This is a genomic window from Flavobacterium sp. PL02 (assembly GCF_035013205.1).
GTDB lineage: Bacteria > Bacteroidota > Bacteroidia > Flavobacteriales > Flavobacteriaceae > Flavobacterium.
The window spans coordinates 189663-206318 of record NZ_JAYGJP010000005.1; the positions used below are offsets into that span (position 1 = coordinate 189663).

Genomic DNA, 16656 nt, shown 5'->3' on the forward strand with positions numbered 1-16656 from the left:
TTAATTTTTTAATTTTATAAAAGTCGCGTCAAATTTACTGTTTTAAAACAAATTAACATCAAATTATGAAGAATAAAGATAAAAAAAACACGATCGTTAAATCGTGTTTTTATTTTCGTCTGATAAGTGTATTAAAATTAGCCTCTTCGATTGCTACTTCTTTCAGAAGAGCCACTTTGTCTTGGGCTTGAATCACCTCTGGAAACGGAACTTGATCTTTCGTTTCCAGAACTTTGAGGACTTGATTGCCTAGCTGAACTAGTTCTGCTTTCAGAATTCCCTCTTGATGATTCCGTTCTTTGAGAGGAGTAATCTCTTGTAGCACTTCCTCTATTTTGAGTATAATCTCTTGCCGTTTCTGTTCTTTGCGTAGGCGTTACCGTAGTAGAACTTGGTCTGTTTTGAGTATAATCTCTCGTAGTTTGTGTTCTAGGGGTTGGCGTTACTGCGTTAGAACTCGTTCTGTTTTGAGAATAATCTCTTGTAGTTTCTGTTCTTTGAGTAGAATTAGCTCTATTGTAATCTCTAGTAGTATTTGTTCTATCTACAGTTGTTCCTGTTGAGTTTGTTCTGTTTTGAGAATAATCACGACTTGGTCTTGCTGTAGTACTGTTGTCTCTAGATGTACTTGTTCTGTTTTGAGAATAATCTCTATTAGGTGTTGCAGTTCTATCAGTAGTTCTGTTAGTATTAGAATAGGTGTTTCCTCTTCTGTTTGTTTCTCTACTAGCAACACGTCTTTGATCTAGCTCGTATCTGTTGCTTACATTACTATTACGTTGTGCAAAACCATTGTTAGGATTACGTCTTTCATATCCGTAAGAACGATTAGAGTTATATATTACAACAGCTGTATTACTTCTTCTAGAACTTACATAGTTGTAATGATTGTTTACATTAATGCAAATATTAACATTGTTTCTATATCTATAAACTGGGTAAGGTCTCCATGCAGTATAATAAGTTGGATAGTAGTTCCATGTCCAGCTTGAATAATAAGGACGATAGTTAGTTACCCAAAATGATGTATATATTACAGGAGCAATAGTATAAACTGGCTCATAGATGTAATTTGGACCGTAAATAAAATCGTTTCCAACAACTTGTATGTGAACTTTGTTAAAAGAATCTCTCTCTAAATCAATTGTTGCAACATCTTGGTAAACATCACGATCTAGTACAGCTTGTATGATAACTACGTGAGTTCTGTTTTCTACGCTTTCGATTACACGTAAATAATCAACTTGATTATCATCGTTTAAATCTAGATTTGATATTTGATATTTTGGTTCATTTAATCTTCTTTCAAAATCCTGAAGATTTGCAGATTCCCCAAAAATAGAAGCTACGGCTCTTAAATCTAAATTATCACTAATATCAGAATTTTTAGCATATACTGTAGCTCCAGCTTGAGCTTGCATTGTAGCAAACCCTAAAGTTAGTAGACTTATTAAAAGTATTTTCGTTCTCATGACGTATCGTATTAAGATTGTTATTTTGAATTATCCAATTACTGTGCCATAAAAAATATATTGCGTTTTGATTTTATGTAAATAATTGTATTTTAGCATAAAATAATTTAAAATACCATGAAAAAATTAGCACTCTTTTTAAGTTTTTTTAGTTTCGCTATGTATTGTCAAACAGTAGATTACAAAATAAACGGTAAAGGTTTTCAGTCTATAGAAGTCGATACACTGTTTAAAGATAAAATAAGTATTAGAGCGCTAGTAATTGATAAAAATAAGATATGGTTTGGAGCTGATAATTCGCGATTTGGATATTACGATTTAAAGGATAAAGAAAAATATGTAGAGCATATTTATAAGGATACCTTAAAGTTAGAGTTTAGAAGTATTGCTGAAACTTCAAAAAATATTTATTTATTAAGTGTAGCAAATCCAGCTTTGCTTTATCAAGTTTCTAAAGCAACCAAAAAAACAAAATTGGTTTATAAAGAAATTAATGATAAAGTATTTTATGATAGTATGCAATTCTGGAATGATAGCGAGGGAATTGCGGTAGGTGATCCTACCGAAGATAGTTTTTCGATATTAATAACTCGTGATGGAGGTAATACGTGGGTAAAATTACTTTCGGATCAATTGCCAACAATGGGAAAAGGAGAGGCAGCATTTGCAGCAAGCAATACTAATATTGTTATAAAAGGTAAAGATGCCTGGTTGGTTTCTGGCGGGAAAAGGGCAAGGGTTTTTCATTCATCTGATAAAGGGAAAACATGGAAAGTTTATGAAACGCCTATTGTACAAGGAAAAACAATGACTGGAATTTTTACGGCTGACTTTTATGATTCTAAAAACGGAATTATTGCTGGTGGTGATTACGAATTTCCAGAACAAAATTCAGATAATAAAGCAATTACTACAGATGGTGGGAAAACCTGGAATTTAATAGCTCAGAATTCAGGTTTTGGTTATGCATCTTGTGTGCAATATGTACCTAAAAGCGGAGGGAAAGAAATAGTTGTAGTTGGGACTTTAGGATTGCATTATTCGGCAGATGGTGGCGCTACATGGAAACAATTATCGACAGATTCAAGCTTTTTTACGATTCGTTTCGTGAATTCAACAACTGCAATTGCTGCTGGTCATAATAAAATGGTTCAAATTCGCTTTAAAAAATAAAAGAGCCCTAGATAATAAAGTAATTATTATAAGGGCTCTCGGCTGTTGTTATTTTTAAACAGGATTTAGTTTTTACCTGCTTTGTCTCGATATTGGTGTAATAGTTTGCGATTAAAATCATCTTCGGATTTTCGAAGGATTATGATTTTTTTTGCAGGAAGTATTTTCTTTAAACTTGCAATATATTTTTTGCGCAAAAGATATAATTCTTCATCGGTACTTTCCATTTGAGAAAGAAGAGCTGCAGCTTCCTTTTCAGACATATTCTTTAACGTTTCTTCGCTTAATTTTCTGGTATATGATTTCATCTTCTGATGTCTTAATTCATATTGCTTATCATCATAAGTGTTATATATAGGCCAGAATTTTTCTGATTCAGCTGAAGTTAACTCTAATTCGGTTGTTAGGAAAGAAACTTTATATGCTTTTATTTTCTCCCTTTTTTCGTCCATTTTCTCGCTTTGAGCGTAAAAAGGGAATGTAATCAGGAATAGTAATATCGGAAGTATGTTTTTGATTTTCATCTGCATCATTTTTATGTAATTGTTCTTTTATTCTAAAATAAGATGTTCGATATTAGGATTCGAAGCCAGAACATCTTCTATAGCATCATCACCTAAAGCAATATTTTTATCTAAATTGTTAATGTCGTTTGTATCTAACTCATGAATTAAATCGTACTGATTTAAATTTGATTGATAAGATAAGTACGTTTCTAGAGTAGCTTCGTCAAGTTCCTTAGATTTTGTTGTGTACTTATATACTATAGGAACCGTTAATGCAATTACAAGTACGGCAGCAACAGCCATGAATGTTTTTCTATTTCTTGCAAATAAAGAAATTGTTTTAGGCTCATTTTGTAGCAACTTCTCCTGTAAACTTGCGGAGAAATTTTCAAAATAATCTTCTGGAGTTTTAAATCCAGTTTCAATTTTCGGTTCGTTATCTAATTTAAATGCTTTCATGATGTATGTAAGACTTTATTAGTTGTAAAAGGTTTAATTGGATGTAACATGAGCTTCGATTTTTTTTACGGCATGATGATACGATGCTTTTAATGCACCAACAGAAGTGCCTAATATCTCGGCTATTTCTTCATATTTTAATTCTTCAAAATATTTCATTTTAAAAACCAGCTGTTGTTTCTCCGGGAGCGTAACAATAGCTTTTTGTAGTTTCAACTGAATTTCGTTTCCGTCAAAAAAAGCATCGGCTTCAAGATTCTCAATGGTTTTATTTTGTAAAGCTTCAGAGGTTATTCCGCTTAGTTTTGCTTTCTGACTTAAAAAAGTCAAAGCTTCATTGGTTGCAATGCGATATACCCATGAAAATAGTTTGCTATCTCCTTTAAATTTATTGAGATATCGAAATACTTTCACAAAAGTATTTTGCAAAACATCGTGTGCATCATCATGATTCAAAACAATGTTCCGAATATGATTGTACAACGGTTTTTGGTAAGTAGATACAAGTTTTTGAAACGCAATATTTTGCGTCTTCGGGTTTAATAACTCTTGTATAAATACCTTTTCGTCTGTCAACTTTACTTTTTATATAAGTTAGAATAGCATTATCCGAAAAGGTTTAATCTGCATTTCAGATTTTTTAAAATTCTGATTCCTCTTCTTTTGCAGGAGGAGGGGTATGTACAGGAGTATGTGTTGGAGTTACTTCTGCTTTCGGAGTACTAATAACAGTTCTCTCTACAGGAACTACCTTTGGTTTTATAGGATAATAAAGCTCTGTTACCCATTTAGATGGATTTGCAATTTCAGCTTTACTTATCGTATAAATTTCAAGATGTGACCAAGTAAGATCAGGGAATATTTTTTGGCTATTAATATAAGCTGTCGATTTTTCTATCGCTTGTTTAGTATGTGAGTAGTCTCCTTTTAAAGTTGTTTTTACAGCTTCAAATGGTTCTAGTTTACCAGTTAAGATGTCACTTCCTGAGCTTGTAAAGATTTCTTTTTTGATAGGTACACAAATAGATATTTTTGCTAATCCGCTTGTGGTGTCATAAGTATGGTATATTACAAAAGGCTTTCCGTTGGTCTCTATGCCGTTGGCTTCACAAAAAGAAGTTAACTGAGGGACAACAACTCGAACATTTTTGGCAATTTTCCCTATTTCGCTAGTAAACGATTGGTTGATATAAAATGTCTCTAATTTTTTTACTACACCATCTACTTTTACGTCAAATGTGTTAGTTTCATAAACTAATATCTTATCTAAGTTAGCCAAACTTTTCTCGTACATAGTACCGATAACTTTGTCGGCTCCGCCATTAAGCGCCGAATATATTTTGAAAAGAAAACTCATTGTTCCTTTAGATTTCCAGGTAACTTTTGTTCCTCCAAGAGTATCTTTAAAAACCCATGAAACATCCGTCAGAGTTCCATCAAAATTCATTTTTTGAGTAATATTTTGTGCATCAGTTACAGCAGTAGTTCTCACATCTCCATTGCCATCATTTCCTGTCCAGGAAAAAGAAGCGTTTAAACCAGATGTTTTTGCAGGGAAAACAACATGAATACTAGGGTCTTCAGTAACCCAAGAACTAAAATCTTCCCAGTTTCTATAATCGTTTACAAAGTTGAACAAAGAAACACGTTGTGTCTTTATAACCTTGCTTCTCTCTACCGTAAAATCACCTTTTTGAGTGGCAACAAATACAGTTAATGAGACAAAACTTAATAGTAATAAAAGGAATATATATTTTAAAATTCTCATAGTATCTCGGTTGTTTTCTGATGTAAAGTTATAAATTTTATTAATATCCGACAGGAGATAATAAAAAGTCAAAACTAGGCCTTTTTTGTTAATTTTTCCACTTTTCGTGTAGTTTTATAAAAAAAGTTTTGCAAGAAAAATGGTAAGAGCAAGATAAAGAAATTTGGCTTTTAAAAATAGCCCTGAGGTAATATTAACGTTGTTTTTTATGTTTTTTTTAAAGAAAACGTATCTTTGGTAGATAATAATTTTTTTATAAACTAAATATCATTAATAATGAAATTACTCAAAGCTGCAGGATTTTTTATGACTGTTGGAGTTTCAGTTCTTTGCAACGCTCAGGTTGCTAACACAACTGTATCGAAAACAAATAATGAGAAAACTTTTGATTTTACAGTAGAGCAATTTGCCGACATTAAAGTATTGCGCTATCAAATACCTGGTTGGGAGAATTTAACGCTCAAAGAACAAGAATTAGTATATTATCTTACACAGGCAGGAACTGCTGGTCGTGATATAATGTGGGACCAGAACTACAAGAATAATTTAAAAATCAGAAAAGCTCTTGAGCAGATTTATGTAAGTTATAAAGGAGATAAAAAAAGCACAGATTGGAAAAATTTCGAAATTTACCTTAAACGTGTTTGGTTCTCTAATGGTATTCATCATCATTATTCTAATGAAAAAATTAAACCTGATTTCTCAAAAGAATATTTTGCAGGTTTGTTAAAAGCTACAAAAACTAAATTATCTCCAGAGGTTACAGCTATTTTATTTAATAATGAAGATAGTAAAAAAGTAAATCTTGATGAGTCTAAAGGATTGTTAGCGGGTTCTGCAATTAATTTTTATGACAAAGGGATTACATTACAAGAAGCAGAAGATTTTTATAAAAAACAAACAAGCCCAGATCCTAAGAAACCTGTTTCTTATGGTTTAAATTCTAAGTTGGTTAAAAATGCCAAAGGACAATTAGAAGAAAAAGTTTGGAAAAGCGGTGGAATGTATGGAGCTGCAATTGACAAAATTATCTTTTGGTTAGAAAAAGCCAAAACGGTTGCCGAAAATAAAAAACAAGGTGATGCAATAGGATTATTGATTGAGTATTATAGAACAGGAAGTTTAAAAACCTGGGATGATTATAATATTGCCTGGTTGCATGCTACCGAAGGAAATATTGACTACATAAGTGGTTTTATCGAAGTATATAATGATCCATTAGGATACAGAGGTTCTTATGAAGGTGTTGTGCAAATTAAAGATTTTGATATGTCGGCTAAAATGGAAGTAGTATCAAAAAGCGCACAATGGTTTGAAGATAATTCTCCGTTAATGCCAGAACACAAAAAGAAAAATGTTGTTGGGGTTTCATACAAAACTGTTATCGTAGCAGGAGAGTCTGGAGATGCTTCACCAAGTACACCAATTGGAGTGAATCTTCCTAATGCTGACTGGATTCGTGCAGAACACGGTTCTAAATCGGTTTCATTAGGTAATATTATCGATGCATATTCTAAATCGTCAGGAAGTGGTAAGTTAAAAGAATTTGCTAATGACGAAGAAGAAATTGCTTTGGCAAAACAATATGGTGAAATAGGAGATAAATTACATACTGCTTTACATGAAGTTGTAGGTCACGCTTCAGGACAAATTAATGAAGGTGTTGGTACTCCAAAAGAAACTTTAAAAAGTTATGCTTCGACTCTTGAAGAAGGTAGAGCTGATTTAGTTGGTTTATACTATTTATACAATCCTAAATTACAAGAACTTGGATTGGTTGATGATTGGAAAAAAGTGGGAATGGAATCATACGATAGTTATATCCGTAACGGATTAATGACACAATTGGTTCGTTTAGACTTAGGAGCTAATATCGAAGAAGCGCACATGAGAAACCGTCAGTGGGTGAGTGCTTGGGTTTTTGAAAAAGGAAAGAAAGATAATGTAATCGAGAAAATTACTCGTAACGGTAAAACGTATTTTAATATTACTGATTATGATAAATTACATGATTTATTCGGACAGTTATTACGTGAAGTACAACGTATAAAATCTGAAGGAGATTACAATGCTGGAAAAGCTTTGGTAGAAAATTATGGTGTAAAAGTAGATCAGAAATTACATGCTGAGGTTTTAGAGCGTAACAAGCAATTTCCATCTGCGCCTTACAGCGGATTTGTAAATCCTATTCTTGAGCCAAAAGTAGATGCTAAAGGAAAAATTATTTTGATAGAAGTAAAACAACCTAAAACATTTGCAGAACAAATGCTGGATTATTCTAAAAACTTTGGTTTCCTACCTTTAGAAAACTAATAAGTAATAGATACTAATAATGAAAATGCCCGCTAGTTTAGCGGGCATTTTTTATGAAATAAATTATCGTTTGAAGAATATTTTTATCAGAAATAAAATGACTATAAAAGCTATAAAAACTAATAAAACCTTATAATTTCCTTTGTAGAATATTTTGTGAAGTCCCACATCTTTTCTGTAGGCAAATATCATTGCGATAACAAAAGCGATAAAAAAACACAATGCAAATATTAATTGACCCTGACTAAACATATGTTTAAATTTTTTGTGGCAAATTTAGACAATAGTTTAAGAATAGTTGTTAATTTGGTATATCATTTAATCAAATATAATTATGCAAAAACAAATTGATGCAGTGAAAGAATTTCATACTGCTTTTAAAATTGGACATAGCGAATCGCCAATTGCCGATTTGGGAGAAATAAAAAATATACTTCGTTACAACTTGATGAAAGAGGAAAATGAAGAATATCTTGAGGCAGTAAAAAATAATGATTTAGTAGAGATTGCTGATGCGCTGGGAGATATGATGTATATTTTGTGCGGGACAATTATCGAGCACGGTTTGCAGGATAAAATTGAAGCAGTTTTTGATGAAATCCAGCAAAGTAATATGAGTAAACTTGGTGAAGATGGACAACCGATTTATCGTGAAGATGGAAAAGTAATGAAAGGTCCAAATTATTTTAAACCAGATTTCTCTAAGATTTTAAAATAGTTTTTAGTCTCAGTCTCAGTTTACAGGTGTTTAACAAAAAAAGATATAAAAAAGGCGATTTTCGTTAAGAAAATCGCCTTTAATTATATAATGTAAGGAATTATTTTACTTGAACAGTCCAGCCAAAAGTATCTTCAGCTAGTTTGTTTTGTATACCAGTTAATTTTTCTTTTAAAAGAGAAGCATAAGAATCATTTGCTTTAGGTAATTCGAAATATTCATCTTTGTATGAGAATCCTTTAATAACGCTTATTACTGCAGCAGTTCCAGCACCAAAAATTTCTTTTAATGATCCGTCTTTAGCAGCTTCAACTAATTCAGAAGCTAATACAGAACGAACTTCAATTTTTAAGCCTTCTTTTTCTGCAATTGCTAATAAACTTTTACGAGTAATTCCGTCTAGGATTCTTTCACTTGTTGGTGCAGTTAATAAAGTATCGTTTATTCTGAAAAATACGTTCATTGTACCTGCTTCTTCAAGTTTGGTATGTGTTGCATCATCAGTCCAGATTACTTGTTGGAATCCGTCTTTATTTGCCAAATTTGTTGGGTAAAACTGTGCTCCGTAGTTACCAGCAGCTTTTGCAGCTCCGATTCCACCATTTGCAGCTCTACTATAGTGCTCAGCAATAATAACTTTTACTTCTCCAGCATAGTATGATTTTGCAGGTGAAAGTAAAATCATGAATTTATATTCATCAGAAGGATTTGCAACAACTCCAGCGCCAGTTGCAATCATAAAAGGACGGATATACATACTGCTTCCGTTTCCTCTTTTAACCCATTCTGCGTCTAATTTTAATAATTCATTTAATCCATCTAGAAAAATAGCTTCAGGTATTTCTGGCATTGCCATTCTTACTGCAGAAGCATTAAAACGTTTGTGGTTTTCTTCAGGTCTAAAAAGCCAAATAGCGTCTTTATCATCTTTGTAAGCTTTCATTCCTTCAAAAATAGCTTGTCCGTAATGGAAGACTTTTGAAGATGGATCCATTAAAATTGGAGCGTAAGGCTTAATGACCGATGTTTGCCATTCTCCATTTTTAAAATCACATTCGAATAAATGGTCTGTAAATACAGCACCAAAGCTTAAGTTATCAAAGTCTACATCGTTTATTTTTGACGAAGTTGCTTTGATGATTTCAATTTTGTTTGTTTGAGTTGTACTCATGATAAAGTATGGTTTTTATGAACTAAAATTCATTGTTTTAAGACTGTAATCTAAAACCCTGAATAGATGTGAAATAAATTTTAACAATTGCAAAATTAAGTAAAAATATATAATTTGGATGCTAAAAAGATATTAATTATAGGGTTTTGCTGTGATTTATTTATTTTATAAAAAAGTTAAATAAAGAGCTTCTTTTTATATAGAATTTATGAAAAAACTATGGTTTTTTAAGGCTTTACGCATTTGTTTTGATTAAATTTGACTTCTAAATAAGACAAAAACAGCATTAATCTGATTTATAAATTGTGAAAAGAGAAATAATTCAAACCCTAGATGGTTCAACTACAATTCATTTGGAAGAATGGGATGAGTGTTATCATTCTAAACATGGAGCAATCCAGGAAGCTAAACATGTATTTATACAAAATGGGTTTTCTTTATTTGAGGATAAACCTATTTCGATATTAGAAATTGGTTTTGGAACTGGGCTGAATGCTTTTATTACTTTTTTACAATCCAATGAAAAAAAACAGAGCATAAATTATGTTGGAGTAGAAGCTTATCCTGTTGCTGCAAATGAAGTGCTTATGATGAATTATGTTGCCGAATTGGGAGCAGATAATTATAAAGAGATATTCAAAAAAATGCATGAAAGCAATTGGGATGAAATAATCGAACTTAGTGATGCGTTTACATTAACTAAGAGAAAACAGTTCTTTCAGGAAATTGATGATGTCGAAACTTTTGATTTGATTTATTTTGATGCTTTTGGATATCGGGTGCAACCAGAGCTTTGGAGTACCGAAATATTCAAAAGAATGTATGATTCTTTAAAACCTAATGGAGTTCTTGTAACTTATGCCGCTAGAGGAGTCGTTAAAAGGAGTATGATTGAGGTAGGATTTACTGTTGAAAAACTTGCTGGACCTCCAGGAAAAAGAGAGATGTTTAGAGCGCGTAAAGTGATGTAAATCACGCTATTTAGATTAATTTTAAATTGCTATATCTGTATTTAAAAAAACGTTTTCGTGCTAAATAAAACAAAAAAATAAGTTAAAAGCTGAGTAGTTGTATGTAAAATGCTTATTTTTACGTCGAGTTAAAAAATAATGAGATAACCCCATAATCTTAAATTATTATGTCTAAAATGATGTTTGATTACACGAAATCAATACTCGAAAGAGTAAGTTTCGACCCGGTACTTTTCTTAAAAGAATTAGAGAAAGCTATCAAAACACTATTACCATACGAAATGGAACAATTGCAAGAGTGGTTATTGAATTTTACAATCGGAAAACCCGAATTAAAAGAATGTCTACTAATAGCTAAAGTATAGATAAACAAAAAAGGAACCAATTGGTTCCTTTTTTTATTTCTTTTGAATTGGACTTATTATCTGAACGTTTTGAAAAACAATAGCTCCTTTTACAACACCAGCAATTGTGTTTCGTAAGGCATCGATGATTTGAATTTTTAATTCGCTTTTTGGGTAAATTAAGCTTACCTCTCTGGCAGGTTTAGGTTCCTTAAAGTGACGAAGCTTTAATTTGTCTGTTTCTTTTAAATCTAATGTATGTAAATAAGGCAACAAAGTTGTGCCCAAGCCTTCGTCGGCTAATTTTATAAGTGTTTCAAAACTTCCGCTTTGTATCTGGAAAGCATTATTCTCTATATCACTACCATTTTTACAAAGGTTTAAAATACCATCTCTAAAACAATGTCCATCTTGCAAAAGCAAAATTTCATTAATGTTTAAATCTGATACTTCGATTTCTTCTTTCTGGAAAATAGAATGTTGTTCTGGTATATAAGCTACAAAAGGCTCAAAGTATAAAACGATTTCTTTTATTTTTTCGTCTTCTAATGGTGTCACGGCAATTGCAGCATCAAGATGTCCGTTTTTTAATTTGGTAATAATTTCATCTGTATTAAGCTCCTCGATTAATAGTTTAACCTTTGGGTATTTCTTGATGAAGTTATTTAAGAACATAGGCAAAAGAGTAGGCATAACCGTTGGGATGATTCCTAGTTTGAATTCGCCACCAATAAAACCTTTTTGTTGTTCTACAATGTCTTTTATTCTATCTGCTTCGTTTACAATGTTCTTTGCCTGATTTACAATTTTCTGACCAATTTCTGTTAGTTGTATTGGTTTCTTGCTTCTGTCGAATATCAAGATGCTAAGTTCTTCTTCTATCTTTTGTATTTGCATACTAAGAGTAGGCTGCGTTACAAAACATTTTTCGGCAGCAAGGGTAAAGTTTTTGTGTTCAGCTACAGCAAGAACATATTGGAGTTGAGTTATCGTCATTTTTTTAATAGTATTTTCTGATACAAAAATAATAAAATATAATTTTTTTTTATGGCTTTTTCGAAAAACTTATTTTAAATTTACAATTAATAGAATTAAAAATTAATAAGTATGAAAACTAATATTTTAGGATTACCAGTAAAAGAGTCAGAATTAATTGTAAAAGAATTGAATGTCTTACTATCAAATTTTCAGGTTTATTACCAAAACTTGCGAGGAATTCACTGGAACATTCGTGGAAAACGTTTTTTTGATTTGCATGTAAAATTTGAAGAATTATATACAGACGCTCAATTAAAAATAGATTTAATCGCCGAAAGAGTTCTCACAATAGGAGGTACACCACTACACACTTTCGAAGATTATATTAAAAATAATAAAATTGTAGTTGGAAAAAATATCTCGAATGATGAGAAAGCGGTTCATTTAATTGTAAGTTCATTAACTGATTTACTGAAGATTGAAAGAGAAATTTTAAAACAATCGGATGAAATCAGTGATGAAGGAACAAACTCTATGATGAGTGATTTTATCTCAGAACAAGAAAAAACGATTTGGATGATGAAAGCGTGGTTAGAAGAGGATTTAGAAAAATAGTATAACTATAAAAACCAGAGTAGCATTAAATAGCTAGTCTGGTTTTTTTTTGGTTAATGTTAAATTTGTTTAAAATTTTGGACTTACAGTTTTGATTTTATCAGTTTAGCTCTATTTTTGCACTAATGAAAAAAATTGCATACATATTATTAATTGTATTTATCGCTTTCTTATCGACGCCACCTATAGTGACGATGATCGAGAAAAAGAGCGATGTGTCTGCATTTTATAGCTTATCAGAAGAAGAGCATTCGCATAAAGAAATTAAAGTTTATGTATATCATCCTGTATTTCAAGGTGAGTTTGTTTTACCAATGTTTGATAAGTCAAATCCTATATTGTCAGAAAAATTATCTAAACATGATAAGATTTCTGCTAGCATTTTTGCCCCTCCACCTAACTTCGTATAGTACATCCGGTTAATTTTTTAAACGTTTGCTGTGTTTTAAGTAATGCAGTAGGCCTTTTATGAACTTTTTACTATTGTATTATGAAAAGAAAAGTAAATCTTTTTGCTAACCTTAAGTCAGATTTTGCTTCAGGGTTAGTAGTTTTTTTGGTGGCTCTCCCGTTGTGTTTAGGTATTGCAATGGCTTCAGGAGCACCATTGTTTTCTGGAATTATTTCAGGAATTATTGGAGGAATAGTTGTAGGATATTTGAGTCAGTCACACATTAGTGTATCTGGACCAGCAGCTGGTTTAACAGCAATTATCCTTACAGCAATTACCGATTTAGGAGCTTTTGATGTCTTCTTAACCGCAGTTTTTATTGCTGGATTGATCCAGTTGGGGTTAGGTTTCTTAAAAGCAGGAAGTATATCTAATTACTTTCCTACCAATGTTATCGAAGGTATGCTAGCAGGTATCGGAATTATTATTATTCTGAAACAATTGCCGCATGCATTTGGATATGATGCTGATTTTGAGGGAGATCAGGCGTTTGTTCAAAGTGATGGAAATAACTCAATTTCATCTTTGTTTGAAATCTTCAACCATATTCATATGGGTGCAGTTATTATTACTCTAATCTCTTTTGTTATATTAATTGCTTGGGATAAAGTTCCTTTCTTGAAAAAACTTAAATTAATTCCTGGTGCGCTTATAGCTGTAATTTCGGGAATAATTATAAATGAAATTTTTGTTTCTACAGGAAGTTCATTGGCTATTGGTAGCGAACACTTAGTGTCATTGCCAATCCCAACTTCATTTGATGAATTTAAAGCAATTATTGTAACTCCTAATTTTGCAGGAATAACAAATCCTCAGGTTTGGGTTGTAGGTTTAACAATTGCAATTGTAGCTTCTATCGAGACATTATTGTGTATCGAAGCTGCAGACAGAATGGATGCACAAAAAAGATATACAAATACCAATGTTGAGCTTAAAGCACAAGGAATTGGAAACATTGTAAGTTCTCTTTTAGGAGGTTTACCAATGACATCAGTTGTTGTAAGATCTTCGGCAAATAATAATGCTGGAGCAAAATCAAAAATGTCTGCAATTATCCATGGTGTTTTATTATTGATAAGTGTATTGGCAATTCCGGTAATATTAAATAAAATTCCATTGGCTACTTTGGCTACTATATTAATATTAGTAGGTTATAAACTAGCTAAGCCTGCAACTTTTATTCATTTCTGGGAAAAAGGAAAATATCAATTCGTACCATTTGTTGCAACTTTAGTATTTGTTGTAGCGACAGATTTACTTAAAGGTGTTGCAATTGGAATTGTAATTAGTGTAATTTTCGTTTTAAGAGGAAACTTAAAAAGAGCTTACAGTTTCAAAAAAGAAGAATATGAAGATGGAGATGTAATCCATATCGATCTTGCTCAGGAAGTTTCTTTCTTGAATAAAGCGGCTATCAAGCTTACTTTAAACTCTGTTCCAGAAAATTCAAAAGTAATTATCAATGCACATGACACGGTGTATATTGCACATGATATTCTAGATCTGATAAAAGAGTTTAAAGAAACCAGAGCAGTTGATCAAAACATTAAGGTAAAACTTAAAGGATTTAAGAAAGCTTACGAGCTAGAAAATACTCCAGATTTACCGAACCATGTATCTATAGAACATTATTATGATGTTGCAAAAAGAGCTATGGTTAAAAGAACAGAAAAAGAGAAGTTTTAAATAAGTTGGTTAAATAAAGCTGTAGTGAAGTGTTTATTGAGGATTAAAAATAAGTAACTTTACGAGAGGCTTTTTGGAGTCCTCTAAATGCTTAATTACTCAGCAACAAAAATTAAAAAAAAAATGAAAGAGTTTTATAAACAAATATTAGATAATAATAAAAAGTGGGTTGAAGATTCGTTAGCTAAAGATCCTAATTTTTTCGCAGATTTAGCGAAAGGGCAAACTCCACCATTATTGTGGATAGGTTGTTCTGATAGTCGTGTTCCAGCAAACGAAATTATTGGTGCAAAACCAGGAGAAGTTTTTGTACACAGAAACATTGCTAACATGGTTGTTCACTCAGATATGAACATGTTAAGTGTTTTAGATTATGCAGTAAATGTTTTAAAAGTTAAGCACGTAATTGTTTGTGGACATTATGGTTGTGGTGGTGTAAAAGCTGCAATGGGTAACCAATCTGTAGGGATTATTGATAACTGGATTCGTCATATTAAAGATGAGTACCGTTTACATGACAAATACTTAAACTCAATTGAAAATGAAACGGAGCGTTTTAATGCCTTTGTTGAGGTAAATGCTAAAGAGCAAGTTTATAATTTAGCAAAAACTTCGATTGTACAAGGAGCTTGGAAAAATGGACAAGACTTAATGTTACACGGTTGGGTTTACGGTTTAAACTCAGGATTTGTAACAGATCTAAATGTGAATATTAGTTCAAATGATGAGCTTGATGAAGTTTATCAACTGAGTAATCTATAAAATAAAAAAATCGCCTCAAAAGGGCGATTTTTTTTATTCGTTTTCATCTAAGTTCTCATTAAATGCCGATGGCAATAGAGTAGGGATGAACTTAATTAATATTGGTAATAACAAACTTCCGCCCGGGAGTAAGAATATTGTTAGTGATGGAATCGTTTTACAAATATCCAATAATTGTTTTTTTACTTTCTTCTTTTCACTAGCATCTAAATCTCTACGGGTAGAATAGGCCAGAAGAAGCATTAATTCTTTACTTTGGATAATTTCCTTAATTAACCTGTTTTTATTACGCTTTATAAGTGTAATAACTCCCATAGTCATTTGATCATAAAAATGTTTGACAGGATTGGAGTAATTAAAATATGGAATTTCTTTTTTATGCTCGTTGATAAAAGCATCGGTACTTTTGATACTTTCGGAAACAAAATCATCAGATACATTTAAAATATGGGCTAATGTATGTAAAAAATAAGCTTCTTCATTTTCTACAACGCCATCGCTCCACAGAGCCATTCCGGCCATATCTATTAAATAATATCTTTCTAATTCGTTGGAAAAATGATGTAATTGTAATGTTTCTAAAGTTCCAACCGTAACCTTCGAAAATTTGCTGTAGCGTATTGATGCCTCAAAAAGTTTAATCAATAAATCATCGTATTGAGATTTATTGGTTTTGGTTTTTAAAGCCAATGCTACAATACTCATTACAGTTTCTTCTATTTTCTTGAGATATTTTTCTGGAATTGATCCATGAATTAAATATTGGCGAAATGCTAAAACATCTATGAATAGGAGCGCATTTGTAACTAAATGAGAGAAGTTTTTGCTAATAATACTATCATTAGTCTGAACTCGTTCATCGATTATATTCTCTAATGTTAGAGAATCACTACTTTTTGGGAGTAATATCTTGAAGAGGTTAAAACCTTCAGGATTCATCTGATTATAGAAAGCTAATGCTTCTTTAATAAAACGTTCCGAATTATTGTCGTTTTTGGTAAGAGAATAAATCCCGTATAAAGTATTTAATAAAGCTACTTTGGAAATTTCGGTTTTAAACCAGCCTTTTATTTTAATAGGAACAGGAGTTTCTATTGTTATTATGTGTCCATAAATAAATCCTGTCGCTCTGACTTTTTGATAAAAGGAATTGCTAGTTTCAGTTACTACTTGTTCTGGGAACTTTTGTTCACTAAAAAATTTATCTATCCAACCTGTTGCCGAAGGGTTAATCATTACTTTAATTTGAAGCTACAAAGCTATCTTTTT

18 protein-coding genes are annotated in these 16656 nt (G+C 31.7%); 9 read left to right on the top strand and 9 right to left on the bottom strand.

Translation table 11 applies throughout. From position 1 onward, the window contains the following. Positions 1-137: 137 nt before the first annotated feature. Complete coding sequence (locus tag SHI72_RS15925) at positions 138-1472, bottom strand: hypothetical protein (RefSeq protein ID WP_323490654.1); 1335 nt, start codon at positions 1470-1472, stop codon at positions 138-140. Positions 1473-1589: 117 nt separating this feature from the next. On the opposite strand from SHI72_RS15925, the gene SHI72_RS15930 reads away from it, so the two are divergent. Next, the gene (locus SHI72_RS15930) at positions 1590-2645 is read left to right on the top strand and encodes an oxidoreductase (protein ID WP_323490655.1); all 1056 of its coding nucleotides are present in this window, start codon (positions 1590-1592) and stop codon (positions 2643-2645) included. 65 nt (positions 2646-2710) lie between these two features. On the opposite strand, the gene SHI72_RS15935 is transcribed toward SHI72_RS15930, so the two are convergent. The 4 genes from SHI72_RS15935 to SHI72_RS15950 form a co-directional block, all read right to left on the bottom strand. Further along, the gene (locus SHI72_RS15935; protein WP_039113993.1) at positions 2711-3169 is read right to left on the bottom strand and encodes a hypothetical protein; all 459 of its coding nucleotides are present in this window, start codon (positions 3167-3169) and stop codon (positions 2711-2713) included. Positions 3170-3196: 27 nt separating this feature from the next. Further along, positions 3197-3610, bottom strand: a complete 414-nt coding sequence (locus SHI72_RS15940; protein ID WP_039118960.1) for a hypothetical protein — start codon at positions 3608-3610, stop codon at positions 3197-3199. 33 nt (positions 3611-3643) lie between these two features. Further along, positions 3644-4186, bottom strand: a complete 543-nt coding sequence (locus tag SHI72_RS15945; protein WP_039118962.1) for an RNA polymerase sigma factor — start codon at positions 4184-4186, stop codon at positions 3644-3646. Between the two features lie 64 nt (positions 4187-4250). Next, positions 4251-5378: a transcriptional regulator gene (locus tag SHI72_RS15950; RefSeq protein ID WP_323490656.1), complete on the bottom strand. Its 1128-nt coding sequence runs from the start codon at positions 5376-5378 to the stop codon at positions 4251-4253. A 276-nt stretch (positions 5379-5654) separates the two neighbouring features. Between SHI72_RS15950 and SHI72_RS15955 the strand changes: the two genes are divergently transcribed. Next, positions 5655-7691, top strand: coding sequence for a dipeptidyl-peptidase 3 family protein (locus SHI72_RS15955; protein ID WP_323490657.1), 2037 nt, complete (start codon positions 5655-5657; stop codon positions 7689-7691). Positions 7692-7754: 63 nt separating this feature from the next. Here the strand turns inward: SHI72_RS15955 and SHI72_RS15960 are convergent, their stop codons facing one another. Next, on the bottom strand, positions 7755-7943 hold the full coding sequence (locus SHI72_RS15960; protein ID WP_229987789.1) for a hypothetical protein: 189 nt from the start codon (positions 7941-7943) through the stop codon (positions 7755-7757). 82 nt (positions 7944-8025) lie between these two features. Between SHI72_RS15960 and SHI72_RS15965 the strand changes: the two genes are divergently transcribed. Continuing rightward, the gene (locus SHI72_RS15965; RefSeq protein ID WP_323490658.1) at positions 8026-8409 is read left to right on the top strand and encodes a nucleoside triphosphate pyrophosphohydrolase family protein; all 384 of its coding nucleotides are present in this window, start codon (positions 8026-8028) and stop codon (positions 8407-8409) included. A 100-nt stretch (positions 8410-8509) separates the two neighbouring features. Here SHI72_RS15965 and SHI72_RS15970 read toward each other — a convergent pair whose 3' ends face one another. Beyond that, positions 8510-9580, bottom strand: coding sequence for a branched-chain amino acid aminotransferase (locus SHI72_RS15970; RefSeq protein ID WP_323490659.1), 1071 nt, complete (start codon positions 9578-9580; stop codon positions 8510-8512). A 305-nt stretch (positions 9581-9885) separates the two neighbouring features. On the opposite strand from SHI72_RS15970, the gene mnmD reads away from it, so the two are divergent. Continuing rightward, positions 9886-10551 (top strand): tRNA (5-methylaminomethyl-2-thiouridine)(34)-methyltransferase MnmD, encoded by a 666-nt coding sequence (gene mnmD, locus SHI72_RS15975; protein ID WP_323490660.1) that lies wholly within the window; start codon positions 9886-9888, stop codon positions 10549-10551. A gap of 167 nt (positions 10552-10718) precedes the next feature. Continuing rightward, the gene (locus SHI72_RS15980; RefSeq protein ID WP_039113928.1) at positions 10719-10916 is read left to right on the top strand and encodes a hypothetical protein; all 198 of its coding nucleotides are present in this window, start codon (positions 10719-10721) and stop codon (positions 10914-10916) included. A 33-nt stretch (positions 10917-10949) separates the two neighbouring features. Here the strand turns inward: SHI72_RS15980 and SHI72_RS15985 are convergent, their stop codons facing one another. Next, the gene (locus tag SHI72_RS15985) at positions 10950-11891 is read right to left on the bottom strand and encodes a LysR substrate-binding domain-containing protein (RefSeq protein WP_039113929.1); all 942 of its coding nucleotides are present in this window, start codon (positions 11889-11891) and stop codon (positions 10950-10952) included. Positions 11892-12002: 111 nt separating this feature from the next. Between SHI72_RS15985 and SHI72_RS15990 the strand changes: the two genes are divergently transcribed. From SHI72_RS15990 to can, 4 genes are all read left to right on the top strand, one after another. Next, a complete protein-coding gene (locus SHI72_RS15990; protein WP_039113930.1) occupies positions 12003-12488 on the top strand; it encodes a Dps family protein in 486 nt (161 codons plus the stop codon). A gap of 125 nt (positions 12489-12613) precedes the next feature. After that, on the top strand, positions 12614-12898 hold the full coding sequence (locus tag SHI72_RS15995) for a hypothetical protein (protein ID WP_039113931.1): 285 nt from the start codon (positions 12614-12616) through the stop codon (positions 12896-12898). Positions 12899-12978: 80 nt separating this feature from the next. After that, entirely contained in the window at positions 12979-14625 is a 1647-nt protein-coding gene (locus tag SHI72_RS16000) for a SulP family inorganic anion transporter (protein WP_039113932.1), read from the top strand. 123 nt (positions 14626-14748) lie between these two features. Continuing rightward, on the top strand, positions 14749-15387 hold the full coding sequence (gene can / locus SHI72_RS16005) for a carbonate dehydratase (protein ID WP_039113994.1): 639 nt from the start codon (positions 14749-14751) through the stop codon (positions 15385-15387). Positions 15388-15420: 33 nt separating this feature from the next. Here the strand turns inward: can and SHI72_RS16010 are convergent, their stop codons facing one another. Further along, positions 15421-16623, bottom strand: coding sequence for an LETM1-related biofilm-associated protein (locus SHI72_RS16010; protein WP_039113934.1), 1203 nt, complete (start codon positions 16621-16623; stop codon positions 15421-15423). Positions 16624-16656 lie beyond the last annotated feature (33 nt).

Coding starts and splice junctions, on each gene's coding strand:
- SHI72_RS15925 (WP_323490654.1), bottom strand. CDS start 1,472: ATGAGAACGAAAATACTTTTAATAAGTCTACTAACTTTAGGGTTTGCT.
- SHI72_RS15930 (WP_323490655.1), top strand. CDS start 1,590: ATGAAAAAATTAGCACTCTTTTTAAGTTTTTTTAGTTTCGCTATGTAT.
- SHI72_RS15935 (WP_039113993.1), bottom strand. CDS start 3,169: ATGAAAATCAAAAACATACTTCCGATATTACTATTCCTGATTACATTC.
- SHI72_RS15940 (WP_039118960.1), bottom strand. CDS start 3,610: ATGAAAGCATTTAAATTAGATAACGAACCGAAAATTGAAACTGGATTT.
- SHI72_RS15950 (WP_323490656.1), bottom strand. CDS start 5,378: ATGAGAATTTTAAAATATATATTCCTTTTATTACTATTAAGTTTTGTC.
- SHI72_RS15955 (WP_323490657.1), top strand. CDS start 5,655: ATGAAATTACTCAAAGCTGCAGGATTTTTTATGACTGTTGGAGTTTCA.
- SHI72_RS15960 (WP_229987789.1), bottom strand. CDS start 7,943: ATGTTTAGTCAGGGTCAATTAATATTTGCATTGTGTTTTTTTATCGCT.
- SHI72_RS15965 (WP_323490658.1), top strand. CDS start 8,026: ATGCAAAAACAAATTGATGCAGTGAAAGAATTTCATACTGCTTTTAAA.
- SHI72_RS15970 (WP_323490659.1), bottom strand. CDS start 9,580: ATGAGTACAACTCAAACAAACAAAATTGAAATCATCAAAGCAACTTCG.
- SHI72_RS15980 (WP_039113928.1), top strand. CDS start 10,719: ATGTCTAAAATGATGTTTGATTACACGAAATCAATACTCGAAAGAGTA.
- SHI72_RS15985 (WP_039113929.1), bottom strand. CDS start 11,891: ATGACGATAACTCAACTCCAATATGTTCTTGCTGTAGCTGAACACAAA.
- SHI72_RS15990 (WP_039113930.1), top strand. CDS start 12,003: ATGAAAACTAATATTTTAGGATTACCAGTAAAAGAGTCAGAATTAATT.
- SHI72_RS15995 (WP_039113931.1), top strand. CDS start 12,614: ATGAAAAAAATTGCATACATATTATTAATTGTATTTATCGCTTTCTTA.
- SHI72_RS16000 (WP_039113932.1), top strand. CDS start 12,979: ATGAAAAGAAAAGTAAATCTTTTTGCTAACCTTAAGTCAGATTTTGCT.
- can (WP_039113994.1), top strand. CDS start 14,749: ATGAAAGAGTTTTATAAACAAATATTAGATAATAATAAAAAGTGGGTT.
- SHI72_RS16010 (WP_039113934.1), bottom strand. CDS start 16,623: ATGATTAACCCTTCGGCAACAGGTTGGATAGATAAATTTTTTAGTGAA.